We start from the raw sequence: 24,695 nt of genomic DNA, 5'->3' as shown, positions 1-24,695 counted from the left end.
ATACATATCGGTTTTATTGCCGATATATTTTGATATCGGATTTAAAACCGATATATTTGAATAAAAAATTAATGAAAGCAGTTTTAACAGGTGATATAATTAATTCGAGAAAGGGAGATGTGACAGAATGGCTTAACTCTCTAAAAACAGTATTACAAAAATACGGTAACGAACCTAAACAATGGGAAATTTACAGAGGTGATAGTTTTCAACTTGTAATTTCGCCAGAAGATATATTAATTGCTGCTTTTCATATTAAAGCCAGCCTTAAACAAACAAAAAACTACGATGTTAGAATAGGCATCGGTTTAGGAGAAGAAAGCCACAGTGCATACAAAGTAAGCGAATCGAATGGAGGAGCTTATGTAAATTCGGGTGAGTGTTTTGAAAATCTCAAAAAACGGACTATAGCAATAAAATCGGATCATAAAGACTTTGATAATACCATCAATTTAATTTTGAGCCTTATTTTACTAACAGCAAATAGCTGGAGTAATACTGTTGCTAAAACAATAAAAACAAGCCTGGAAAATCCTGATAAACATCAAAAAGAAATAGCAAAACTTTTAGGAAAATCGCAAAGTAGTATTAGCGAAGCCTTAAAAAGAGGTGGATATGAAGAAATTTTAAAAATAAATAATTTTTATAGAGCTCAATTATCAAAATTATGATAGAACTAACATTAAAATTATTAATTGCTCATGTATTAGGCGACTTTGTATTTCAATCGGACAAGTGGGTCGAAAATAAAAAACAAAACAGGCATAAATCGCCTTATTTATATTATCACCTTTTAATCCATTTGCTGGCAACCTGCGTAGTTCTTCAATTTAAAATATCCTATTGGCCAATAATAATTACAATTGTATTAAGCCACTATATTATAGATTTAGTAAAACTAAATTTTAAGCACAATAACTTGTATTTCATTCTAGATCAATTAGCTCATATTATAGTAATTGGAATATTGGTATATATTTACGAGCCATTTACAGTAAAATTTGATTTACTATACTCAACCCAGTCTTTAATATTAATTTTAGCCATATTATGTGTTACCTACGTATCTGCAATATTTATGAAATTAATAATGAATAAATGGGTTTTGGATGAAGATAATCCTAACAACTCATTACAACATGCTGGTAAATATATTGGTATTTTAGAACGCCTTTTTGTGTTCGGTTTTATAGTCCTTAACCAATGGGCAGCCATAGGTTTATTAATTACGGCAAAATCTGTTTTTAGGTTTGGAGATCTCTCTCGTGCTAAAGACAGAAAACTTACCGAGTACATATTAATTGGAACACTGCTAAGCTTTGGCTTTGCACTTTTAACAGGATTAATTTATTTGCAAATTAAACAATAGATAACAGCACTATAGCATGCAAGAATCGAACAAAAATATGCAACAAAAAACACGATGCAACTGGGCCGGTAACGATCTACTTTACTGCGATTATCATGATAATGAGTGGGGAGTACCATTACATGATGACCAAATGCTGTTCGAATTTTTGATTCTGGAAGGAGCTCAGGCTGGCCTAAGCTGGATTACCATTTTGCACAAACGTGAAAACTACCGTAAGGCATTCGATAATTTCGATCCTAATATTATTGTAAATTACACGCAGGAAAAAGTTGAAGAACTTCTACAAAACGAAGGAATTATTCGCAATAAATTAAAAATTAATTCGGCCATTAAAAACGCAAAGGCATTTCTTGAGGTTCAAAAAGAATATGGCAGTTTCGATAAATATATCTGGAGTTTTACAAAGGGTAAAACCATTAAAAACTCATGGAAATCATTATCCGAAGTACCTGCATTTACCGATGAAGCTACAGCAATGAGCAAATCCTTAAAAAAACGAGGATTCAAATTTGTAGGCCCAACCATCTGCTATGCTTTTATGCAGGCAACAGGTATGGTAAACGATCATACTACGGATTGTTTTAGACATGATGAGGTATAAAAAACCCCAAACTATAAGTTTGGGGCACCCTATTCTCTTCTATTTTTATTATGCCTTAAAATAAATAGGAACAGTATAAGAAACACTAACTTTTTGTCCACTTTGCTTACCTGGCTTCCATATTGGCAAACTATTTACAATCCGCAAAGCAATGGCATCTATCTCCTTATTTCTTGTTCCTCGTGTCACTTTAGCCTTTACAACTTCACCTTTTTTATTTACCACAAAGCTTACAAAACATCTTGTACCGGTTAAATATTTTGAATCCAGAGCCTTCACCTTTTTTTCGATGAATTTTTTCAATTTTTTATGTCCTCCCGGATACTCTGGCATTTCCTCTACAATAACAAAAACAGTTTCTTCACCTTTTTTCTGTTTTTTTTCAATATTGTTTGACAAAGAATCAGATTCAAGCTTATCAATTATAATAATTCCCTGATCTTTCTGTAGTTCAAAATTAATGGGTACAGTATAAACAACATTCACAGGCTCACCTTTCATTTTTCCAGGCTTCCATTTAGGCATAGCTTTAACTACACGAAGCGCTTCGGCATCTATAGATGGACTGACACCACGAACAATACGAGCACTATCTACAACACCCAATTTATTGACTATAAAAGTCACGAAAACTCTACCTGTTTCACCTTTTTTCTGTGCCTCTTCGGGATATTTAACAGTTCGGGCAATAAACTTTTGCAATTCCAATTGTCCTCCAGGGAATATTGGCATTTCATCAACGCTAGTAAATGCATCTCCTACTTTTACACTTATCCCTTTTTTAAACTGCACCTTCTCAACCTCACCATACCCTTCACCATCTTTTAAACCAAAGTTAATTGGAACCGTATAGGAAACATTCACTTTCTCACCTCTTTGTCGACCTGGTACCCATTTTGGCATTGCCTTAACAACACGAAGCGCTTCTTTATCAAAATCTTGATTTACACCTCTCACCACTCGGGCTTTTGTTACATTTCCTTCTTTATCAATAACAAAAGTTACATAAACACGACCTTTAACTCCATTCTCTTTAGCAGATTTAGGATAATTTGTTGATTTTTTAAAGTACTCTCTTAAAGCATCTTGACCACCAGGATACTCGGGCATTTGTTCTACGATTACGAATATTTCACCCTCAGCAGAACTATGTTTTCTGTTTAAGTCTTTTGTTATCCTACTGCTTTTAGCCGTATTATTTCCTTTATCAGCCTTTAATTTTATTTTCAGAAAGTAATTCTCTTTTATCTTTCCATTTAAAATAAAATCTTCGACTGCCATTTTTCTAGTTTCCATGCCAATAAATGAAATCATTAGATTAGCATCTTTTGCTACTTGCAATTCAAATTTTCCATAAATATCAGTCACAGTTCCAAGAGTAGAGTTTTCCACAAGAACTGCCACTCCTGGCATTGGTTTATTATCTTCAGCAATAACTACACCTGCAATTGTTACATCCTCATTTTTCTGCAATACAACAGGCTCAACTCCCTTTGCCTGAACCTCAATAATCTGAATATTAAAACCTATTACCAATAATATAGCTGGTACCATTAATAGCAATTTATAGCGTCTGTTTCCATGGCTTTTATCTTTCGACATCATAATCATTCGTTTTTTATTAATGGAATAATTAAAGTTGTTTGCTAAGCCAACAACTTCGGCTCCCATCAGTTGATTAATTAATTGCGCCTGATATTGTCCAATATTAAAGCCGCGCGATATTACTCCGTCATCAGCCAATAATTCATGCGTTTGTTTTATGGCTAGTTGAAAAAGCCATACAAATGGATTGAACCAAAAAACAATGGTCATCAATTCAACAAAAAGCAGATCGATCCAATGCTTTTGCTGAGCATGTACTTTTTCGTGAGCCAATATATTTCTATAAGATTCGTTGGTAAACTCCTCTCTACTAATTACAATATATCCAAAAAAGGTAAAAGCAGGAATTTCTTTTTCGAGCACAATTACTTTAAATTTATCTACCTGCTTGTATTTTTTTCCCAATATTAATCTATAAATCTTACTGATTTTTATCATACTAAAAATCAGTAAGACAGTAGCTACTGCCAAATAGGATAGTAAAATCAAATTAGAAACTGTAAAAAAACTATTTTGCACCAATTCGGTTTTAACTATTCCTGATAATAATGGTCCCATTTCAACCTGAACCTGAGAACTTACTGCTTCGACAATTACCGTATAAGGAATTTTTACAAATGGCAGGAATATAGATAATAGCATACTCAGCATTAAGTAAGCTCGTATCTCAACAAAGAACCTTTCATTTCGCAGAAACAAAAAGTATATCATGTAAAATAGAGCTAATATTGCTGATGACTGAACAAAATATTCCGATAAAGCTGCCATATTTATTTCTCCTTTTCAATTTGTCGCTTTGCTATTTCAATCATCTCTTCCAACTCCTGAATGCTTAGCTTATTATCTTTGGCAAAAAAAGATGCCATTCTCGAAAACGATCCGTTAAAATAGTTGGTAACCAAAGCTCCTGCTTTAAATCCAGAATAATCATCTTTAAGAATTTTTACAGTGAACAAATGCGATTTTCCAGCCGGAATTTTATTAACAAATCCTTTCTTTTCAAGAGTATTCATTACCGTTGCCACTGTTGTATATGCAGGTTTTGGATTAGAAAATTGTGCTACAACCTCTCTAACACTTGCCTTTTCCAACTGCCACACAATTTGCATTACCTGTTCTTCTGCTTTTGTTAATTCCTTCATTTCGAACTTTACTTTAAGATTAATCTACTACAAACTTAGTACTAATTTTTTAGTAGACAAATATTATTACTAAAAACTTAGTAGATAATTTTATTTCAGATTACAAGTTTGAATAATGCTACCGTTTTTGTTAACTATGCAAAAAATTAATTGATGGAAAATTTCGAATTATCCCCTTCTAATTATCCTCTTGAGAAAAGAATAAGGAAAGAACTCTCTTTATTGGGACTTCTTGTAATAATTCTTTTGTTTTTTGTGGGGTTAAACCTTGTATATTTTACAGCTGTATTTTTCATGTACATTCTGCTTTTGCTCCTAAAACGTAATCGAATTATTATTAAATTAAAATTTGATAATGAGAACAAAGAGCTCATACTTTCCTATTATTATCTAATTTTTTTTAAAGGAAAAGAGCGAATTCCATACTCAAAACTAATTGGTAAATTAAGCATGAAACGTTTTGGTTTTGGTGCAGCAACCGAAACACTGGAAATTTTTAAAGGCAAAATTCTTTCTGGAGAAATCCGCAAAGACGGAAAATGGAAATGGCCAAAGAAGCAAATCAAACAGATTTCCCAAAAATTATCTGAAATAGACAAAAATAATTCTCATTAATTTAAGTTAAGAAAGGTACAATTCTTGTTAAATGTTCAGCGCAAGCTCAATTTATTTATCTTTGATATAAGAATAGTAATTGACAATAAAAACAGGCCTTATTCGTACTTTCTTAACATATAATATTCTGCTGGTTCTTTTTATCGGAAACTCAATTATTGCAAACGGGCAACAAGTAATTTCCGACACCCTTTTTTCACCTAAGCCCAAGAGCCATTTGCAGGACAGTACCATTATAATTTCGCGCGATACTATTATTTTTTTAATGGATACGGTTCATGAAAAAAATAAACACGAACAAAAAAGTGGCAGTAAATTCTATCATGCCATAAAAAGAAGAGCCTATAAACGAAAGTTTACCAAAGAACTTTACAAACTATTTTTCGTTGCTCCGGATAAAATGTCGCCTACCGACACAATTAAAACCGAACGAAGCGAAACTGCTTTTGTTATTTATCAGAACAGAACCATACGAAATATAGAAGTAAGAGTATTGGAACCTTTTGGTTCGAGTTTGTACGATACAACAAAAGTTGCCACTAGCTGGATAGAAACAACAGGAAATAAATTACATCACACAAGCCGACGCGGCCATTTAAAACGTTTATTACGTATTAATGCAGGAGATAAACTAGACGCATATCAATTGGCCGATAACGAACGACTAATACGTCAGCTAGACTATATTAAGGATGCCTATTTTAGGGTTATCCCTGTTCCGGGATCAAATAAATTTGTTGATCTTCAATTATGGGTTAAAGATCAGTTTTCCTGGGGTATCGATTTAGATGTTGGCTCCGATCTATCAACAGAATTTGAATTTTACAGCCGAAATTTATATGGAATTGGTCATGAATTTAGTAATACATTTCATTACGAATCAAACGAAAATCAAAGATTCGGATACTCTGGAATGTATAAAATCAGGAATATAAAAAGATCGTATATCGATGCGACTTTTACCTACGAAAACACCTACGAGAAAGCTGTTGTTGGTATTGATTTTGAAAGAGAATTTGAAACCTACAACACCAAAAGAGCAGGAGGTTTTAGTCTTTCCAAAACCATGAAATCGCAAGAGATTATGGACGACGATCCCATATTAAATGAAATACCACTGGATTTTAATTATGGAAACATCTGGTACGGAAGGGCTTACAAATTAGACTCTAAAAACCTGTTTGCCAGAAGACGAATATTTGTAACAGGACGAATTTCTAGTCGAAAATTTTTCAAAAGACCAGAAACAGGACCAGAATTAAATCAATTCTTTCACAATAATATTCTTTACTTATCAGGATTAAGCATTAGTCAGATTCAGTACTATAAAAGTAATTTAATTTACAATTTTGGTAGAACCGAGGATATTCCCTATGGCTTTTTAACACAAATGAACTTAGGTTACGAAGATCGTGAATACTCGCACCGTTTTTATTTAGGTTTTGATATGCAAAAAGCCAGTTATGTTCGCAAAACAAAAAGTTATCTTTTTAATCGGATTGCCATAGGTGGTTTTTTTAATTCCAAAAGATTTGAACAGGGTACATTAATTGCTCAGTCTAATTTTTTTAGCCGCATACGAAAATTAGGCACTTTGCGATTTCGTAATTTTGGCAGCCTAAAATACACCCTTGGTATACGACGATTTCCGGAAGAGTTCATAACTATTAATAATAAATATGGTATTCGTGGCTTTAAAAGTGAAGAGGTTAGCGGAACTCAAAAAATTAGTTTAAATCTGGAAACAGTTGCATTTACACCATATATGCTGGGCGGTTTTAAATTCGCATTTTACAGTTTCGCTGATATGGGAATTATTGGAAGTAATAAAAAAAATATTTTTAAAGAAAATTACTACTACGGCTTAGGTCTTGGTGTACGATTACACAACGAAAACCTTGTTTTTAAAACCATACAAATCCGATTTGCATTATACCCAAATGCTCCCAGCGATTTTAGTTCTGCAGGATTTCGTTTATCGGGCGAGGAACGTCCTAAATTTAATGATTTTAAAGTAGGTCAACCAGAAACTATTACCTTCGAATAAATTTGAATCAAACAAATTACTTTTAAATTTTACTCTCTTTCCAGTTCACAAACCGAAGGTAAAGCCAGGAAGCAAGCGCAAGAAAACCTGCATAAAAATATTCCGAAATCCACACCCCTGAAATTGGTAAACGAAAAACCTGAATAAGCATATAAACACCTACTAAATAAAAAGTTAAAACCAGAATTTCCAATAACATAGCATGAAAAGTATTTCCTGTTCCTGAAACTCCCTGAAATAAAGTTATGCCTATTGGAAACAGTAAGGCAGCACCAAAAATTACATACAATACTGGTTTTGTATCTGCTATTAAACCAGCCTCTTCTGTATAAATAGAAATAACAAGTTCTGGATTAATCATACTTATTCCTACCAGCACTAAAACACATACAAATGATAGTTTTACAGTTCTATAAATAACTGGTAACACTTCTTTTACATGCCCTTCGCCTATTACCTGACTAACCAAAGTATTCGCTGCCGAAGCAAAAGCCCAAACAGGAACCATTATCAATACATATATGCTTCTTATGATATTAGAGATTGCCAACTCTCTCTCTCCCATTTTCTCGACCAATAAAAAGAAAATAAACCAGCAGGATAAGGATAAAAAATTCTGAATCATCATTGGAAACGAAACTTTTAATAATCTACAATACAGATCTTTATCAATATATGAAAATGCAAACAAATTGTATTTATCGATTGGAGTTTTACGTAGTGTATAAACAATAAAAAACACCAAAACCGATGCTTCTGCGATTACAGAAGCCAATGCTGCCCCTTTTATTCCCATTTCGGGCATACCCAACTCACCAAAAATTAAGGTATAATCGAAAAATATATTAATAATTGCCATAAAAGCTGTGCTCCAGCTAATAATTTTTGTTTTAGCAATTCCTATATAAAATGCACGAAATAAAAGGTTGATACATGCAAAAAGAATTCCCCATGCTCGTACAGAAATATACTCGTTACTAGCCTGAAAAATAGCGTCCGATTTTACAATAGTTTTTAAAATTGGCGGCGACAGAATTTCCATAAATCCTAAAAGAAGAATCGATAAAGCCACCAAAAAATAGAAAGCATGATCGAAAGTTTTCCCCACCAACTTGTAGTTTCCTTCGCCATACCTTCGCGCAATTACAATTTGCACACCCAAACCAAAACCCCAGCCTAACATTATTACTGCAAAATAAAAAATTGTAGCAATAGCGGCTGCGCCTAAGGCCGTTTCGCTTAGGTGTCCCAAAAAAGCAGTATCTGTTAAAGCTATTATATTTTGAGCAATACTACCCAAAATAATAGGATAAGCTATTTTCCAGATATTAGAATAATTAGTCTGTATTTTCACAATAATAATAGTAGTAAGAATAAAAAAAGCCGGTTCCAAAAAATGAAACCGGCGAAAATTAATTCTTTTATTTTAAATAATCATCAAAATAATTGCTGACCTTTTGTTTCAGATGAATACGATCTCGCCCTCGAACATTATGCTCTGCTCTTGGATATGGGAAATAATCAACCTGAACATTATTCTTAACACATTCACGTATAAAGTTTAAACTATGCTGCCACAGTACCGTATTATCAACAGCTCCCTGACAAATTAATAGTTTTCCTTTTAAATCTTTAGCCTTACTAATTAAAGAGGCTTTCGCATATCCTTCAGGATTTTCTTCGGGAGTATCCATATATCTCTCTCCATACATTACTTCGTACCATTTCCAGTCTATTACCGGGCCGCCAGCTACAGCAACTTTAAATACATCCGGATAATTGGTGATAAGAGAGATGGTCATAAACCCTCCATAACTCCAACCATGAACTCCAATTCTATCGGCATCGACATAAGCTAATGATTTTAGAAACTCAATTCCTTTCATTTGATCGGCCATTTCGGGCTGACCACATTGGCGATGAATAACCGCTTCGAACTCTTTTCCACGATTGGCTGAACCTCTGTTATCTAATATGTATAATAAATAACCATTCTGAGCCATATACTGTTCCCACAAACGACAACCGCCCATAAAAGAGTTAGTTACCAATTGTGCATGCGGACCTCCGTATACGTAAACTACAACAGGATATTTTTTATTAGGATCGAAATTTGCTGGTTTCACCATTCTATAATACAAGTCGGTTTTTTCATCGGCCGATTTAATTGTACCCAATAAAATCTCTCCCAAATTGTAATCTTTCAACTTATTCTCAGCATTTACGAGCTCCTTAATTACTTTACCTTTGGTATCGGCAACAGCAATTTTTCGAGGCACATTAAGACTGCTATAAGTATCCAGAATATATTTGCCATCGGCACTAACTTTTACCGAGTGATATCCTTCATCTAAAGTTAAACGCGTGCGTTTTCCTGATTTTAAATTCACTTTATACGCATGTCTGTCAATCGGACTTACCTCAGTCGAAATATAAAACATGTACTTTTCCGCATTGTCAAAACCTAAAACTTCAGTTATTTCCCAATCTCCAGCAGTAATTTGTTTAATCAATTTACCTTCTACATTATACAAATAAGCATGATTAAATCCATCACGATTATTGGTTTGATAAATAAATTGATTCGGCTTATTTTTCAAGAATATTAACTTATACGAAGGCTCAACCCAACGGCTATCTTTTTCCTCAAACAAGGTTTTAACAAATGCACCCGTTTTCGCATCGTATTTATTCAATTTTGCATGGTTAGAAGCACGATTTAACACTTGAATATAAATGTAATTCCCTTCTGCTCCCCACGAAATATTCGTTAGGTACTGATCATCACCAAAATCGTCAGGTTTAATCCATACGGTAGATTTTGCAGCCAAATTATAAACTCCTAAGCTTACAATTTCACTTTCCATTCCACACATTGGATATTTAATCTCTCTTAATTCCCCAACTCGAGTATTAATATCTACTAAAGGAAAGGAACTCACTTTACTTTCATCTTTACGATAAAAAGCCAGCTGTTTTCCCTTTGGTCCCCAAAAAATTCCTCCGTTAATTCCGTACTCGCTTCTACTAACTGTTTGTCCATTTACAATATTCTTATCCTTACTATCTGTAACAGCAATTTCTCCATCTTTATTACTGATATATAAATTGTTCTCAAGGGTATACGCAAACGAATTATTAATCTGGCAAAACTCACTATTTTCGGCTTCAAAATTGAAATCAAGTTTCAGTTTTATCTTTTTATTAACAATATCTATTTGAAGCAATTCCTTACCTGCATATAACTGTATTACATTACTATTAAGCCAGGTATATCTGGGAATACGTTTTAATTCTTTGCAATTTCCTGTTTTTAGAATTTCATTCAAATCGCTCAAACTAAATATTACCTTGGCTTCTTTTCCTGGATCAGCAGCTAAAATTTCTTCAGCTGTAGCATAAGAAATTACATTACTTTCGCCTTTCCACGACAATTGAGAAAGGTTTTCAGGATAAAATTGCCTCCATTGTCCGAGGATAGCATCCTCCATCGACAATTTTTTTTGCTGTGCCTGCAAACTCAATACAAGGCCGCAATTGATTAAGAAATAGCTTAAAAGGAAAAATCTTTTCATCATCTTAGGTTTGTTGTTAAATTTCTTTTAAAAATTTTCGCCTTCAAATGTATCCTTTTTCGTATAAATACAGTAATAATGATTGAATAAAATATACAAGATAAGAACCAATCGATGGAAAGAACTTCCATCAACAGGTTGAAAAAAAATTCTAGTATTTCATCTACTTTCCACATAGGCAAGAGTAATATTGAGAACTTTGAGAAACTATTTTTTCTTCCTACATTGGCTTAATAAATTTTAAGTTATACAAAATGTCGAAAAAACGAATTCCGAACAGTATTAAAATTTTAATTCTCATTTCGATAGCCGCTATCATTACTTTCTTTATTCTTCAACCATCCGAGTTTGATTCGAAGGAGACAGAAACAGATATGGCTACAGAAACAGAAATTATGAAAAATGTAGAAAAAACAGGGAATATTTTTAAGTACAACAATATTCTTTTTAGTCTGCCTTCACCGTATCACATTTCTCTTCTGCTCGAAAAATCAGAAATATCTTATAATAAAGATTTGTTAAACTCAACGAAAAAATCTAGTGATTATATTGATAATTTTAGCAAAGCCGTAAATTTTGGTGTTTATGGTTCCGACCTAGGATACATTAATATCTACAAACAAACTCAGGATGCTGCCAGTTATTTTGCAGTTCTTAAAATTTTATCTCAGGAGGTTGGTTTGTATAATGCAATGGATAAGCCAACAGTAACGAGAATTGAAAATAATATTGAAAATCGAGATTCTCTTTTAATTATTATCAGTAATACTTATCGTAAAATTGATAATTATTTGAAAGATAATAATCGTGAAAATACTGGAGCTTTAATTTTAGCTGGAGGCTGGATTGAATCAATCTATCTTCTTACTCAACAAATAAGCAAACATCCAGACAAACTATTAATGAATAGAATATCAGAACAAAAGCGACCTCTAGAAAACCTAATAAAACTATTGGTTCCATATTCAAATGAATCTAAAGATTACTACTTTTTAGTTGATAGATTAATTGATTTAGCTTATACCTTCGATGAAATTGAAGAACAATACAAATATATTGCTCCAATTACCGATTCTAAGAAAAAACTTACCATAGTAAAGAGTAAATCAGAATTGATTATGAGCAAAAAACAACTGAGCGAAATTTCAGAAAAAATCCAGAAAATTCGCGAGTACATCATTAAATAAAATTTGAAAAACTAAACTTATGAATTTTAAATATATAGTTCTATTATTCTCAATTTTATTCGGAATAAGTTCAATTTCAAAAGCTCAATCTGACATTACGTTGGAAAACTGCACCAAACATTTAGGGACAGAATTTATTTCGGATGGACAGCAATATAAGGCATTGCTTTCTGGAGGCGAAGTTGCAGAATTTCACACCACTTTTTATTCCAATAATCACTATCGAATTACTAGTGCAACCGGGAAAGATGAAGGTAATGTAATCTTCTCTATTTACGATCAGGAAAATCATTTAATTTTCTCAAATCGCGATCATAAAAATTCACCATACTGGGATTTCAAATTCGAAAATACCATGAATTGTACTATCGAAGCAAAGTTAAATCAAAAAAACATAAGTTCGGGTTTCGTATTATTAATGATTGGCTTTAAACAATAAATATAAAATAGACTACAACTTTTACTTACACCCTATTATTAAAACCATTCTATGAGTGAGAGAATATTAAAAGCTTTAATGCAACTCTTCGCTATCATTGCGCACCCTAAAAGTTCCGCAAATGAAAGGCGCAGAATGGTATCTAAGTATCTTAAACAGCAACTCGATCAGGAAACTGCAGAAGATTATTTAGCTCTATACGATAAACATTACGAAGAAAATCAGCGCAGAACTACCAAAAAATCAAAAATTAAAAAGTATACCTCGGCAAGTTCTGTTCGGGTACTTAGAATTTGTACCGAAATAAATGAAGAGTTAATCTATCGTCAAAAATTAATTGTTTTAATACAGCTACTTGAATTTCTTAGTTCAGAAGATGAAATTAGTGAACAGGAATTTGCTTTTATAGAAACAGTATCAGACACCTTTAACCTTCAAAAAAATAGTTATCAAACACTAAAGAATTTCGTATTAAATGATTTTAATGAAATTAATTTAAGCGATGGTCTTTTAACGGTAAGCAATTCGAAAACAATTACAAATACTGGCAAAAATTATTACTCGCCAGGATTAGTAGGCCAGATAAAGATTCTACGCTTACCAAGAGTAAACATGTTTGTGATGCGATTCAAAGAAATTGAAGAGTTATTCATGAATGGCCAACCGTTAAATACAGATAGAGTTCATGTGTTAAATCAAGGCTCATCTATTCGAAACCCTAAAATCGACCCAATTTATTTTAGTGATATAATTGGCACATTTTACAGAGATCGGTCTCACCAGCGCGTGGTTTTCGAAGCTAAAAATATCGAATATCGATTTAAAGAAAATAATATTGGTGTTCATGATCTTTCCTTTAAAGAAGAATCTGGTAAAATGGTTGGTGTCATCGGTTCGAGTGGAGCCGGTAAAACTACCCTACTTAACGTACTAAACGGATCAGCAAAACCCAACGAAGGAGCTGTTTTAATTAATGGTTATGAAATTACTGCCGACAAATCTAAACTAGAAGGAGTTGTTGGACATGTTTCGCAGGATGACTTACTTATTGATTCACTAACGGTATTCGAAAACCTTTATTACAATGCTAAACTTTGCTTTGACAAATACACTAATTTTCAATTAATTCGCATATCTCTTAAGCTACTAAAAGATCTTGGCTTATATGATGCCCGTAACTTAAAAGTTGGTAATCCTCTGGATAAAAAAATTAGTGGCGGACAAAGAAAAAGATTAAATATTGCTCTTGAGTTAATAAGAGAACCTTCTGTATTATTTCTAGATGAACCTACCTCAGGTTTGTCTTCCCGCGATTCGGCCAAAATAATGGATTTGCTTAAAAACCTGGCACTAAAAGGAAAATTAATTTTTGTTGTCATTCATCAACCTGCATCTGATACTTTTAAGATGTTCGACCGTTTGCTGGTACTGGATACTGGAGGATATTTAATTTTTAATGGTAACCCCTTAGATGCAATTACCTATTTTAAATCACAATCCAATAGAGCGAACAAGACAGAAAGTGAATGTACTTCTTGTGGTAATGTTGATGCCGACCAAATATTTAACATTGTAGAGTCTGAAGTACTAGATGAATATGGTACACCTTCACAAACAAGAAAAGTATCACCAGCTCAATGGTATCAACGTTTTAAAGATCATAAAAGCACAAATAAAAAGATTGAAAATAGTGAAGACCTACCAACTATTACTTTTAAAATCCCCTCGGTGTTTAAGCAATTCCTGGTGTTTACCAAACGAGATATTATCTCTAAATTAGCCAATAAACAATACCTGTTTATTAATTTATTCGAAACACCTTTACTCGCATTTATTTTATCATATATTATTAAATTTTACAATATAGATGCAGGAAACGAGTTAGGCTATACATTTAGCAATAATAGTAATTTGCCTGTATATTTATTTATGGCAGTTATTGTTGGTTTGTTTATAGGCTTAACCTTAAGTGCCGAGGAAATTATTAAGGATAGAAAAATTCTGAAACGAGAAAGATTTCTTAATCTTAGTAAAACAGGATATTTAATCTCTAAGATTGTAATTCTATTTTCAATTTCAGCGTTTCAGGCTTTCTTATTTACTTTAATAGGAAACTCTATTCTCGAAATTAAAGGCATGTTTTTCGAATACTGGCTAGCCCTGTTTAGCGCATGGTGTTTTGCTAATATGCTTGGATTAATTATCTCCGATAGCTTTAAAACTGTAATCACAATTTACATTTTAATTCCTTTTATCTTAATACCTCAATTAATATTAAGTGGTATTATTGTAAAATTCGACAAATTAAATCCTAGCATATCAGATCCTAATTCAATACCCTGGTACGGAGAAATAATAACTGCTCGCTGGGCATACGAAGCTCTTGCGGTAAAACAATTTAAAGACAACAAATTCACAGCTAATTTTTATGTATACGAAAAGTTAATGAGTAAAGCCGATTATCGAAAAAATTATTGGCTCCCTATTCTTAAAAACAAGTTGAATGAATGTGAAAGATACCTTAATAATCCTGAAGATAAGAGTAAGCTTGAAGCGAATTTAACATTACTTAAAAATGAGCTTAGTATCGAAGATTTAAACTTACTATCTTTTCAGTTTAAAAGAATTAACAATTTAAATGCTAACAACTTAAACAAAGCAACAATAAAGCAATTAAGAAACTATTTCGACAAGGTTAATAAATACTATATTAATTTGTATAATGTATCGAACAGTAAAAAAGATGAACACCTGGTAACTTTACAAAAGAAATTTGAGGACAAGCAAGAATTTGTTCACATGAAAAAATCATATTATAATGATAGATTAACCGAAGTTGTTCGAAATAGTAACGATATTGAGCGTATTATTGAATTCAAAGGAAAGCTTTTTCAAAAGATAGATCCAATTTATCGCGATCCTGAAAGTTATTTCCTAAAAGCCCATTTTTACGCTCCTCAAAAACGTATTTTCGGCCACTATTACGATACTTACTGGATAAATATTCTTGTAATTTGGTTTAGCAGTATCACTCTTTATTTTGTTCTTTATTTTGGTCTACTTAAAAAGGCATTGGGTATTTTTGATCGTAATATTAATCGAAAAAAATTTCTGAAATAATACCATATAAAAAGGGCCATCTAATAATAAGATGGCCCTTTTTTGTATCGTTAATTTATTAATTACTCTATATCCTCGATCATAGTAAATGGTATTTTTACTATCGATTGATAATCTTCCCCAGCCTCAAGCATATCTTCGTCATCCTCTTCATAATGCCACTTGATATTCACGTTATTACCACGCTTAAAAATAATTTCTAATTTCTTAAAAACATCTAAAATACACTTTGATGAACTAGTATTAAAATATTCTAATCTGATAATTACATTAGTTTCATCCTTTGGTTCACTAATGTACGAATCAAGCCAATCCATTACTGGTTTATAAAAATCAAGCGAATTTTCCGGGATAGATCTTCCCTCAATTGAGAAAGTACCGTTATCTCCGTCAAATTTAATGGTTGGTGTTTTAGGACTACCCTCTATAACAAGTGAATTCATGGAATTTTTTGGTTTTTAAGGTTTTTAAATGATAACATCAATAGATAGAAACAAATAATCTGAATTATATTCAAGAAACTGATATTCCATATTATTACCACTTTTTCTGGCAATATCAACAATTCCTAATCCTCCTCCTCCTTTTTCAGAGAATTCATCATTATTCAATATAATCCGGTACAAACTTTTGGTTTCTTCCGATGATAATGCTTTAATTTGGTCAATTCTATCACGAATCAATTTTAACCCATCAATTTTAATAAAATTACCTACACTAATTCGATATTGCATCCCCTCATCTCGGAGAATAAGTACACCATATTTATTATACTCTACGCCTAAATCAGGAGGCACCTCACCATGATGATGAAGGTTCTGCACCAATTCAATTAAAATATTAAAAATTTTCTTGAATAACTTAGGCGATTCTTCTCTTTTCTTCAGGATATTTTCAATCGAATTCAATATTAATGTAACATCCTCATCTTCAATTCTACCCTTATAGTTAAAAATAGCATCTTCATCTATTTTATCACCATACCAAGAATCAAGATTAAAATTCATATAAATTAAAATTAGGGTTACATAAAAACAAATATAGCAAAATATCCCTGAGCATAAAGAGATACAGCTTCAATTTTTATGCTATTTTATTTATCCATTTTATAATTATCTTTCTTTTTGCCATCGAACATAGAATATTTTTGAAACTTACATTCTAATGGTCCATTAAATAGTGTTATTTTACGTGAAGGACGAAGAGCTACACTATTAAAACATTCTTTTGAATAACTAAGAATCCAGGCATCGTATCCTGTAAAGTGATGCTTTAATCTTTCTCCAATCATTGCGTATAAGCCTTCTAAATCACGTGGTTTTAATCTTTCTCCATAAGGAGGATTGGTAATCAACAATCCTTTTTCTACGGGTGGAACAAACTGTTGGAAAGGAGTTACATTCAATTTAATTTTCCTTCTTAAACCTGCGTTACGAATATTGGCCTCTGCAATCTCCATTGCTTTATCAGAAATATCAGCTCCAATAATATTTCCATCAAAATCAACTTCAGTTTCTTCGTTATAGATATCATCCCATAACTCTTCATCATAATCTTTCCACTTTTGAAAACCAAACTCTTTGCGGTATAATCCTGGAGGAATATTATAAGCAATAAGAGCTGCTTCGATAAGAATGGTTCCCGATCCACACATAGGATCAATAAAATTACATTTCTTATCCCATTCCGATAGCAAAATCATACCTGCTGCCATTACTTCGTTTAATGGTGCTGCTGTTTCGCCAACACGATAACCTCTTTTGTGCAATGATTCTCCAGAACTATCCAAAGATACAGTACAAGTATTTCTATCGATATGAATATTGATACGTAATGTTGGATTGGTCATACGAACCGAAGGACGATCGCCAGTAGCATAGAAAAACTGATCAACAATAGCATCTTTTACACGGTAAGTAACAAATTTTGAATGTTTAAAATCATCGGAACTAATTGTACTATCAATAGCAATAGTATCTTTATTGCCAATATACTCGCTCCAGTCAATTTCCTGAATTCCTTTATACAACTCATCGGTATCGTGAGCTGTAAATTTGTGAATTGGTTTTATAACGCGGGTAGCTGTTCTTAGATGCATATTTGTTTTATACAACAGTGATTTATCACCTACAAAGCTTACTGCACGCTTTAAAATTCTAATTTCCTCTGCTCCTAATTGTTCTAATTCCTTAGACAATACTTCCTCTAAACCGTGAAAGGTTTTTGCAATTAATCTGAATTTCCCCGAGTCTGTTTTCAAAACCATCTTTTTTTAAATCTTCGTCTAACTATTTCAATTCTTCGAATCAACGAAAACGTCTTTTCTTGCTTATGCTTCCGATTCGAATTTCGGATACAAAATTAATCTTTAAGGTCTAAAAACATAGGCTTTTATAAATATTCTCAAAAAAAAAGCCAAAAGCAATGCTTTTGGCTCGTTATCAGGAATTACTCGGCGAGTAGTTCCTGATTGTATAATTTCTTGTTTTTTAGGACTTCAATGGCTTTTTTCATAAAATCGTTCTCCTTATTTACAATTTTATAATATTCCGAACTATCCCATAAATCACGAGCTAACAAAGCTTTTACATGAAGTTTAATATCATCAACAACTGCATTATATTCTTCTTCTGTTTTTTCAATTCCTTCTTTTTCACCTAATGCTACAATTTCTGACATCATTTTGTCACTAACTTCAAAATTCTTCTCGAAATCTTCAAATTCAGGATATTCTTTTTTCAGATCATCTAAATTTTTATCCATATAGTTGATCACATAAGGATAAATAACATTTTTCCTATTTAGAAGATTAAAATATTTGTAGTTAGCTGTTGTATCAATTGGTATAAAAATATCAGGCATAATACCTCCACCTCCATAAACAACTCTTTTGTTCATTAAAGTATTGTACTTTAACGAATCGGCAAACTGAATACTATCTGCGCTAATCATTTCTCCCGACTGATAACGCTTAATGATATCTAAATGATAATCTTCCAAACCATTTTCATAAGGCTTTTGAATACATCTTCCGGTTGGTGTATAATAATGTGCTGTAGTTAGGCGAATCATCGATCCATCAGAAAGAGGAAACTGACGCTGAACTAAGCCTTTTCCAAAAGTACGCCGACCAATAATAACACCTCTGTCCCAATCCTGTACTGCTCCTGATACGATTTCGGATGCTGATGCAGAACCTTCGTCCAGTAAAACAACAATATCGCCTTCCTTAAAATTTCCTTTCTCTGTGGAGATATTTTCTCTTCTAGGTGTTGTTAGTCCTTTGGTATATACAATTAATTTATCAGCCTCCATAAACTGATCTACGATTTCTATAGCTGCAGTCATGAATCCACCCCCATTTCCTCGAAGATCTAACACCAGATCTTTCATTTTATCAGCTTTTAACTTTAGTAAAGCTTTTAAAAACTCATCGGCTGTAGTTAATGCAAATCTATTTAATTTGATATATCCCACATCTTTATTCAACATGTAAGCTGCATCTAAACTATGAATTGGAATTTTATCTCTAGTAATAATAAACTCAATAAGTTCGGGCTCATTTTTACGCTTAACCTCAATGCTTACAATAGATCCTTTTTCACCTCTTAAGCGTTTATGAACATCTGTATTTTTCATTCCTATAGAGGCAACATTTTCATTGTCAATTTTAATAATTCTATCGCCAGCACGAACTCCTACTTTCTCTGATGGTCCGCCAGGAATAGTTGCAACAACCATTAATGTATCTCTAAGAATATTAAATTGTACACCAATTCCACTAAAACTACCCTGCAAAGGTTCGTTCATTTCCTTAATTTCATCTTTACTAATGTATATCGAATGAGGATCCAATTCTGCAAGAACCTTAACAATAGCATCTTCAGTTAGTTTTTCAACATTAACTGTATCTACATAAAATGCATCGATTAAAGCCAGTAAATTTTGATATTTAACTGCCTGATGTTTTACCGACTGAGCATTTACCATCCCACTATAACCGAAGACAATGAAGAAGCAAATTGCCATTCCATTCCTCAAAAACTTTTTCAAACTACTCATATAAATTATGCTTTTTAATAAATTTTACGCAAATTGATTGTACTTTACAGAATTTTACGAAAGATACAATCTTTTTAATAATTACGGGCATTCAATTTAGCAAATATGAAACATAAAGCCAATCTACTATTACTAGGATTTACAAACTATTCAGATTTAGAATCTTTAAGTAAAATCTCTATTACTAAAGGAAATTCTATATCGGAAGCTATTGAATTGGTTACTGCCAATAATTTTAATCTTATTATTTCTAAATATGATTTGAGCGATGCCAATGCAATTGACTTATATAAATCTTTAAAATCACTTAAAGAATATTACAAGGGAGATTCTAAAAAGGAGTTTAAATTATTAATTCTTACATCTTCATCGAAACAAGAGGAAATATGTAAACAAAATAATATTTTATATTATCCCGAAAGTATGAATCTTAAATCCTTAATTCTTCGATTAATCGATTTGCCTGTTGAACCTCGAAGAGCACACAAGAATCTTGCCATTATAGATTTTAAGGAATTATTTATTCGTGTAGATAATAATCGGGAGTTTATAAAAGAAGTGATTGAAAAATTCTTTGAAATTAAAGAATCAAGAATATCTGACATAAAAACACCTCTCGTAAACCTTGATTTTAAGAAATCTAAGGACGCTGCACATAAACTTAAAGGAGTATTGGCCAATTTTTCGATGCTCGAAGCAAGAGCTACAATAATCGAACTAGAAAAATTAATTTTAAATGAAGAACAGGAAGCAGCTTTGAAAAAATTAAATGAACTAATTCTTGAAATTGAAAAAACGGTAGATTTCTATCACAAAAATAAAGATCAATTTAAAAATATGAAATAAAAAAGCAGCACTTAAAGTACTGCTTTTAATAATATATTTTGTCTATTCCCACTCAATAGTTGCTGGTGGTTTTGAACTAATATCATAAACAACGCGGTTTACACCTTTTACATTGTTGATAATTTTATTAGAAATCTTAGCCAAAAATTCATAAGGTAAGTGCGACCAGTCTGCTGTCATTCCATCGGTAGAGCTAACTGCGCGTAAAGCAACAACACTTTCATAAGTTCTCTCGTCGCCCATTACTCCGACCGATTGAACAGGCAACAACATTACTCCTGCCTGCCATACCTCATCGTATAATCCATCCTCTATCAATCCTGAAATAAAGATATGATCAACCTCTTGAAGAATTTGTACTTTTTCAGCTGTAATATCACCTAAAATTCGAATTCCTAAACCGGGTCCCGGGAAAGGATGACGACTAATAAACTTATCTTCTAAGCCCATGCTTCGGCCAACTCGGCGAACCTCATCTTTAAAAAGCAATTTTAAAGGTTCCACAACCTTAAGTTTCATGTAATCGGGTAAGCCTCCTACATTATGATGAGATTTAATGGTTTGAGAGGGCCCTCCTGTTACTGAAACCGACTCAATAACATCAGGATAAATAGTTCCTTGCCCCAACCATTTAGCATTTTCAATTTTATGCGATTCTTCGTCGAAAACCTCCACGAATGCATTTCCAATAATCTTGCGCTTAGCTTCAGGTTCAGTTACTCCTGATAAAGCCGAAATAAATTTTTCACCAGCATCAACACCGGTAACATTTAGTCCAAGAGTTTCATATTTTTTCAAAACATCGGTAAACTCATTTTTACGCAATAAACCATTATCAACGAAAATACAATGTAAATTTTCACCAATAGCTTTATGCAATAGCATAGCTGCAACAGTAGAATCTACACCACCCGATAATCCCAAAATTACTCTATCATCGCCCAACTGTGCTTTTAATTCCGCAACAGTGGTTTCAACAAAAGCATCGGGAGTCCAATCTTGCGAGCATCCGCAAATTCCAACTATAAAATTACCTAACAGAACAATACCTTCTGTACTATGATAAACCTCAGGATGAAATTGAATTCCATAAGTCGATTCTCCCTCTACAGCAAAAGCCGCATTCTCAACATCAGAAGTACTTGCTATTACTTTGTAATTCGATGGCATTTTCTCAATGGTATCCCCATGCGACATCCACACCTGAGAATTGATACTAACACCTTTCAGTAAGTCATTGTTATTATCAACAGCAGAAAGATTTGCTCGACCGTACTCACGCTTGTTTGAAGCCATTACTTCACCACCAAAACAATGTGCTAAATGTTGTGCTCCATAACAAACACCTAAAAGAGGTAGTTTACCTTTAATGTCTGATAAATTTGGAATTGGAGCCTTCTCGTCTCTAACAGAAAAAGGACTACCAGAAAGAATTACTCCTTTAATCGACTCATCGATTTGAGGAGGTTTATTATATGGGTGAATTTCACAATAAACATTTAATTCACGAACTCGTCTCGCAATCAACTGCGTGTATTGTGAGCCAAAATCTAAAATCAGAATTTTTTCCTGCATAAAATCTATAATTGAGGTTGTTCAGTTATTCGTTTTTTAAAACTCTATTCCTAAAAACATTGCTGATACTCTCCTGATAATCATCCAGAAACAAATCCCAAACAATTTATCGCTGAAAGAATCGACGCAATACTATTTGGCGTACAAAGATACACAAATTTGCGACTTAAAAACCACGCAGATAAAATTTCAAAGACATTATCCTGAATCTTTTAAAATAAACCATTTAAAAACAAAACCCTCAAGCAATGCTCAAGGGTTAGTCGTTTATTTAAATTTTTTCAAGAGGTCTTTCACGGCATCTTTATGAATGGTGAATCCCATCATTTTTAACTTTACAAAATCTTCATGGAAAAAATAATAACCAAATTCAGCAGAATTTTCATCAATATTTCTCGATCCGGAACTTGAATCTTTAATCAAATACCAATCTTTACCATCTTTATCAACGTAATAACCTACAAGGTGCATTCCATGATCATCGGTGGTAGAACCATTTGAAAAACGAAACTGACGAGCGTCTTCATTGATATATTCCGAAGGAATATCGAAAGATGGTACCATAGCACAATTTGTTGTTCTTAAGAAACCCGCTTCAGAAACATCGCCACCAATACTCATTGTATAACCCTTTCGAATGGCTTTTTTAATAGCCTTCATGTAGTCATCTAAAGGAATATTATAGTACTCTTTTGAGTGCCACCAGTTATCCGGCACTTTATATTCAACCTGTTGCCAGTATGGCTCCTGCTTATAAGAAAGAATTTCGACATAATCATCAGGATCTAATTGTAGATAATTCTTTAAATATGTTTTAGGAGTATACTCTTTTCCTTCAACAATAAATTTTGTTGGAGGTGTTCCCATATAATGATTCATAATTGCTTTAATAGTAGCTAAAGCCTCCTCTTCGTTCCATGCATTACTTTGTTTTAAACCATTTAAATAAGCCATCATCTCATCATACATTTTGGCATGTGTATGAAACTTACGACCATTTAACAATCCTGTATATTCACTTTGAGGACAAGCTCCATATAACTTCCACATTCTTGCAACAGAATTTCCTTCGGCTCCTTCTTCAAAATGAGAATCACCTCTTTCCTGAATGAATCTACGCGCTTTCTCTACATATTCCCAATAAACTGTATATAGTTCAGAAATATCTACTTTTTTCTTACTCAAACGATACACCTCCGACTCATAAAACGAAGTAGTAGAAAAACACCAACACGTACCTGTATTTCCTTGCGAAATTGTTGGTTCAGCCCATTGTGTATTATCTTTATACAATGAAATTTTATTGGGAAGGTCATACGAACTTTGATCCATAAAGAATCTTTTATCGACATCATTCTTCTCTAATTTTTCATTTACCATGCGAATATCTTTCAAAATTGAATTTTGATAATATCCAGGTTGATATTCTTTAAATTTAGATTTGTCTTGCTTTTGTTGCGCAAACGAAGAACCTGCAAACGCAAAAGCAGTCAACATTAAAACTATTTTTTTCATGTTTTTTTGTTTAAATAAGATGTTATGAATTGCTAAAATATAAAAAAACTTGATTGCTTATCAGAAATTAGCGATCAAGTTCTATTGAAAATTTTTTCCCATCCTCTGCCAGGTCTGTATTTGGGAATATACTTCTAGCCTCTTTTAAGTGATCATCCAAACGTTTAAATCTAGCAGAAAAATGACCTATTATTAATCTTTTCACATCCGCTTCGCTGGCAATTTTGGCTGCTTGTTCGCTTGTTGAATGACTTGTTGCACGAGCTAATTTAATATCTGCTTTTAAAAAAGTAGCTTCGTGATAAAGCATATTTACATTCCGAATAATTGGTAGTATCTTTTTATAAGGAGCTGTGTCGGTACAAAATGCATACGATCTTGCCGATGGAGGATCTTTAGTAAACCTTTTATTTGGGACTACCACTCCTTCTTCTGTGGTAAAATCTTGTCCATCCTTTAATCCTTTGCGACATTTAATAGGAACATTATATGCTGTTAACATATCAGCTATTAATGTACGCGGACGTTGTTTTTCCTTAAATAAAAAACCCGCACACGGCATAGCACCATGTTTTAATGGGAAAGATTGAACGGTTAACTTATCATCCTCAAACAAAGTTTGAGTCTCTGTTCCAAAAATAGTATGGAATATAATCTTATACTCCTTTTTAGTTTCGAGAATATCCAGCTGAAAATTAATTAGCTTTTTCAGTTTACTATGTCCGTATATATGTAAATCGGATTTCCTTCCCTGCAAAGCATAAGACGAAAGCAAACCTATTAAACCAAAAATATGATCTCCATGAATATGAGAAATAAAAATATGATTAATGCGAGTCGCAGGAACTTTGAATCGCTTCATCTGAATTTGTGTCCCCTCACCACAATCGATTAAAAAAAACCGCTCAAGTACATTGAGCACCTGAGCGGTTGGAAATCTTTTGGTGGTTGGCAATGCAGAATTGCTACCTAAGATTGTTACTTCAAACTTCAC

The 24,695-nt window shown here is 32.8% G+C and carries 20 protein-coding genes; 9 read left to right on the top strand and 11 right to left on the bottom strand.

Going from position 1 to position 24,695, the window contains the following annotated elements; all coding sequences use genetic code 11:
• Positions 1-56: 56 nt before the first annotated feature.
• From ACT3CE_RS08300 to ACT3CE_RS08290, 3 genes are read left to right on the top strand one after another with little or no spacing between them, the layout of a single operon-like run.
• Complete coding sequence (locus ACT3CE_RS08300; protein WP_444709301.1) at positions 57-671, top strand: SatD family protein; 615 nt, start codon at positions 57-59, stop codon at positions 669-671.
• Entirely contained in the window at positions 668-1,369 is a 702-nt protein-coding gene (locus ACT3CE_RS08295) for a DUF3307 domain-containing protein (RefSeq protein WP_444709300.1), read from the top strand. Before ACT3CE_RS08300 ends, ACT3CE_RS08295 begins: the two co-directional genes overlap by 4 nt.
• A 37-nt stretch (positions 1,370-1,406) precedes the next feature.
• Positions 1,407-1,973, top strand: a complete 567-nt coding sequence (locus ACT3CE_RS08290; protein ID WP_444709299.1) for a DNA-3-methyladenine glycosylase I — start codon at positions 1,407-1,409, stop codon at positions 1,971-1,973.
• Between the two features lie 48 nt (positions 1,974-2,021).
• Here ACT3CE_RS08290 and ACT3CE_RS08285 read toward each other — a convergent pair whose 3' ends face one another.
• A complete protein-coding gene (locus tag ACT3CE_RS08285) occupies positions 2,022-4,220 on the bottom strand; it encodes a TonB family protein (protein ID WP_444709298.1) in 2,199 nt (732 codons plus the stop codon).
• Positions 4,221-4,348: 128 nt separating this feature from the next.
• A complete protein-coding gene (locus ACT3CE_RS08280) occupies positions 4,349-4,687 on the bottom strand; it encodes a BlaI/MecI/CopY family transcriptional regulator (protein ID WP_444709681.1) in 339 nt (112 codons plus the stop codon).
• A gap of 186 nt (positions 4,688-4,873) precedes the next feature.
• On the opposite strand from ACT3CE_RS08280, the gene ACT3CE_RS08275 reads away from it, so the two are divergent.
• Positions 4,874-5,335 (top strand): hypothetical protein, encoded by a 462-nt coding sequence (locus ACT3CE_RS08275; protein ID WP_444709297.1) that lies wholly within the window; start codon positions 4,874-4,876, stop codon positions 5,333-5,335.
• Positions 5,336-5,414: 79 nt separating this feature from the next.
• Complete coding sequence (locus ACT3CE_RS08270) at positions 5,415-7,382, top strand: ShlB/FhaC/HecB family hemolysin secretion/activation protein (protein WP_444709296.1); 1,968 nt, start codon at positions 5,415-5,417, stop codon at positions 7,380-7,382.
• A 22-nt stretch (positions 7,383-7,404) separates the two neighbouring features.
• Here ACT3CE_RS08270 and ACT3CE_RS08265 read toward each other — a convergent pair whose 3' ends face one another.
• Both ACT3CE_RS08265 and ACT3CE_RS08260 read right to left on the bottom strand, forming a co-directional pair.
• Positions 7,405-8,736, bottom strand: a complete 1,332-nt coding sequence (locus ACT3CE_RS08265) for an MATE family efflux transporter (RefSeq protein WP_444709295.1) — start codon at positions 8,734-8,736, stop codon at positions 7,405-7,407.
• 67 nt (positions 8,737-8,803) lie between these two features.
• Complete coding sequence (locus ACT3CE_RS08260; RefSeq protein ID WP_444709294.1) at positions 8,804-10,960, bottom strand: DPP IV N-terminal domain-containing protein; 2,157 nt, start codon at positions 10,958-10,960, stop codon at positions 8,804-8,806.
• 251 nt (positions 10,961-11,211) lie between these two features.
• On the opposite strand from ACT3CE_RS08260, the gene ACT3CE_RS08255 reads away from it, so the two are divergent.
• The 3 genes from ACT3CE_RS08255 to ACT3CE_RS08245 are packed head-to-tail and all read left to right on the top strand — an operon-like array spanning position 11,212 to position 15,703.
• Positions 11,212-12,144, top strand: coding sequence for a hypothetical protein (locus ACT3CE_RS08255; RefSeq protein ID WP_444709293.1), 933 nt, complete (start codon positions 11,212-11,214; stop codon positions 12,142-12,144).
• Positions 12,145-12,163: 19 nt separating this feature from the next.
• Positions 12,164-12,583, top strand: a complete 420-nt coding sequence (locus ACT3CE_RS08250) for a hypothetical protein (protein WP_444709292.1) — start codon at positions 12,164-12,166, stop codon at positions 12,581-12,583.
• Between the two features lie 51 nt (positions 12,584-12,634).
• Positions 12,635-15,703: an ATP-binding cassette domain-containing protein gene (locus tag ACT3CE_RS08245; RefSeq protein WP_444709291.1), complete on the top strand. Its 3,069-nt coding sequence runs from the start codon at positions 12,635-12,637 to the stop codon at positions 15,701-15,703.
• A gap of 62 nt (positions 15,704-15,765) precedes the next feature.
• Here the strand turns inward: ACT3CE_RS08245 and ACT3CE_RS08240 are convergent, their stop codons facing one another.
• The 4 genes from ACT3CE_RS08240 to ACT3CE_RS08225 form a co-directional block, all read right to left on the bottom strand.
• Entirely contained in the window at positions 15,766-16,146 is a 381-nt protein-coding gene (locus ACT3CE_RS08240; RefSeq protein WP_444709290.1) for a DUF1987 domain-containing protein, read from the bottom strand.
• Positions 16,147-16,170: 24 nt separating this feature from the next.
• Positions 16,171-16,710, bottom strand: a complete 540-nt coding sequence (locus ACT3CE_RS08235; RefSeq protein WP_444709289.1) for a SiaB family protein kinase — start codon at positions 16,708-16,710, stop codon at positions 16,171-16,173.
• An 86-nt stretch (positions 16,711-16,796) separates the two neighbouring features.
• Positions 16,797-17,963: a THUMP domain-containing class I SAM-dependent RNA methyltransferase gene (locus ACT3CE_RS08230; RefSeq protein ID WP_444709288.1), complete on the bottom strand. Its 1,167-nt coding sequence runs from the start codon at positions 17,961-17,963 to the stop codon at positions 16,797-16,799.
• Positions 17,964-18,151: 188 nt separating this feature from the next.
• Positions 18,152-19,765 carry a S41 family peptidase gene (locus ACT3CE_RS08225; RefSeq protein ID WP_444709287.1) on the bottom strand — a complete coding sequence of 538 codons (1,614 nt, stop codon included), beginning with the start codon at positions 19,763-19,765 and terminating at the stop codon, positions 18,152-18,154.
• A gap of 105 nt (positions 19,766-19,870) precedes the next feature.
• Between ACT3CE_RS08225 and ACT3CE_RS08220 the strand changes: the two genes are divergently transcribed.
• Positions 19,871-20,611 carry an Hpt domain-containing protein gene (locus tag ACT3CE_RS08220; RefSeq protein WP_444709286.1) on the top strand — a complete coding sequence of 247 codons (741 nt, stop codon included), beginning with the start codon at positions 19,871-19,873 and terminating at the stop codon, positions 20,609-20,611.
• Positions 20,612-20,653: 42 nt separating this feature from the next.
• On the opposite strand, the gene guaA is transcribed toward ACT3CE_RS08220, so the two are convergent.
• From guaA to ACT3CE_RS08205, 3 genes are all read right to left on the bottom strand, one after another.
• Positions 20,654-22,186, bottom strand: coding sequence for a glutamine-hydrolyzing GMP synthase (guaA, locus tag ACT3CE_RS08215; RefSeq protein WP_444709285.1), 1,533 nt, complete (start codon positions 22,184-22,186; stop codon positions 20,654-20,656).
• Positions 22,187-22,453: 267 nt separating this feature from the next.
• The gene (locus ACT3CE_RS08210) at positions 22,454-23,701 is read right to left on the bottom strand and encodes a C1 family peptidase (protein WP_444709284.1); all 1,248 of its coding nucleotides are present in this window, start codon (positions 23,699-23,701) and stop codon (positions 22,454-22,456) included.
• Between the two features lie 67 nt (positions 23,702-23,768).
• Positions 23,769-24,695, bottom strand: coding sequence for a ribonuclease Z (locus tag ACT3CE_RS08205; RefSeq protein WP_444709283.1), 927 nt, complete (start codon positions 24,693-24,695; stop codon positions 23,769-23,771).

Origin of the sequence: Marinifilum sp. RC60d5, assembly GCF_052400665.1 — a bacterium.
Taxonomy (GTDB): Bacteria; Bacteroidota; Bacteroidia; order Bacteroidales; family Marinifilaceae; genus JBQTGK01.
This window is presented reverse-complemented; position numbering and strand designations above follow the sequence as displayed.

What these genes read in the sequence shown, in the direction of transcription:
- ACT3CE_RS08295 (WP_444709300.1), top strand. Translation starts at nt 668, where the DNA reads ATGATAGAACTAACATTAAAATTATTAATTGCTCATGTATTAGGCGAC.
- ACT3CE_RS08290 (WP_444709299.1), top strand. Translation starts at nt 1,407, where the DNA reads ATGCAACAAAAAACACGATGCAACTGGGCCGGTAACGATCTACTTTAC.
- ACT3CE_RS08285 (WP_444709298.1), bottom strand. Translation starts at nt 4,220, where the DNA reads ATGCTATTATCTATATTCCTGCCATTTGTAAAAATTCCTTATACGGTA.
- ACT3CE_RS08280 (WP_444709681.1), bottom strand. Translation starts at nt 4,687, where the DNA reads ATGCAAATTGTGTGGCAGTTGGAAAAGGCAAGTGTTAGAGAGGTTGTA.
- ACT3CE_RS08275 (WP_444709297.1), top strand. Translation starts at nt 4,874, where the DNA reads ATGGAAAATTTCGAATTATCCCCTTCTAATTATCCTCTTGAGAAAAGA.
- ACT3CE_RS08260 (WP_444709294.1), bottom strand. Translation starts at nt 10,960, where the DNA reads ATGATGAAAAGATTTTTCCTTTTAAGCTATTTCTTAATCAATTGCGGC.
- ACT3CE_RS08255 (WP_444709293.1), top strand. Translation starts at nt 11,212, where the DNA reads ATGTCGAAAAAACGAATTCCGAACAGTATTAAAATTTTAATTCTCATT.
- ACT3CE_RS08250 (WP_444709292.1), top strand. Translation starts at nt 12,164, where the DNA reads ATGAATTTTAAATATATAGTTCTATTATTCTCAATTTTATTCGGAATA.
- ACT3CE_RS08245 (WP_444709291.1), top strand. Translation starts at nt 12,635, where the DNA reads ATGAGTGAGAGAATATTAAAAGCTTTAATGCAACTCTTCGCTATCATT.
- ACT3CE_RS08240 (WP_444709290.1), bottom strand. Translation starts at nt 16,146, where the DNA reads ATGAATTCACTTGTTATAGAGGGTAGTCCTAAAACACCAACCATTAAA.
- ACT3CE_RS08235 (WP_444709289.1), bottom strand. Translation starts at nt 16,710, where the DNA reads ATGAATTTTAATCTTGATTCTTGGTATGGTGATAAAATAGATGAAGAT.
- ACT3CE_RS08225 (WP_444709287.1), bottom strand. Translation starts at nt 19,765, where the DNA reads ATGAGTAGTTTGAAAAAGTTTTTGAGGAATGGAATGGCAATTTGCTTC.
- ACT3CE_RS08220 (WP_444709286.1), top strand. Translation starts at nt 19,871, where the DNA reads ATGAAACATAAAGCCAATCTACTATTACTAGGATTTACAAACTATTCA.
- guaA (WP_444709285.1), bottom strand. Translation starts at nt 22,186, where the DNA reads ATGCAGGAAAAAATTCTGATTTTAGATTTTGGCTCACAATACACGCAG.
- ACT3CE_RS08210 (WP_444709284.1), bottom strand. Translation starts at nt 23,701, where the DNA reads ATGAAAAAAATAGTTTTAATGTTGACTGCTTTTGCGTTTGCAGGTTCT.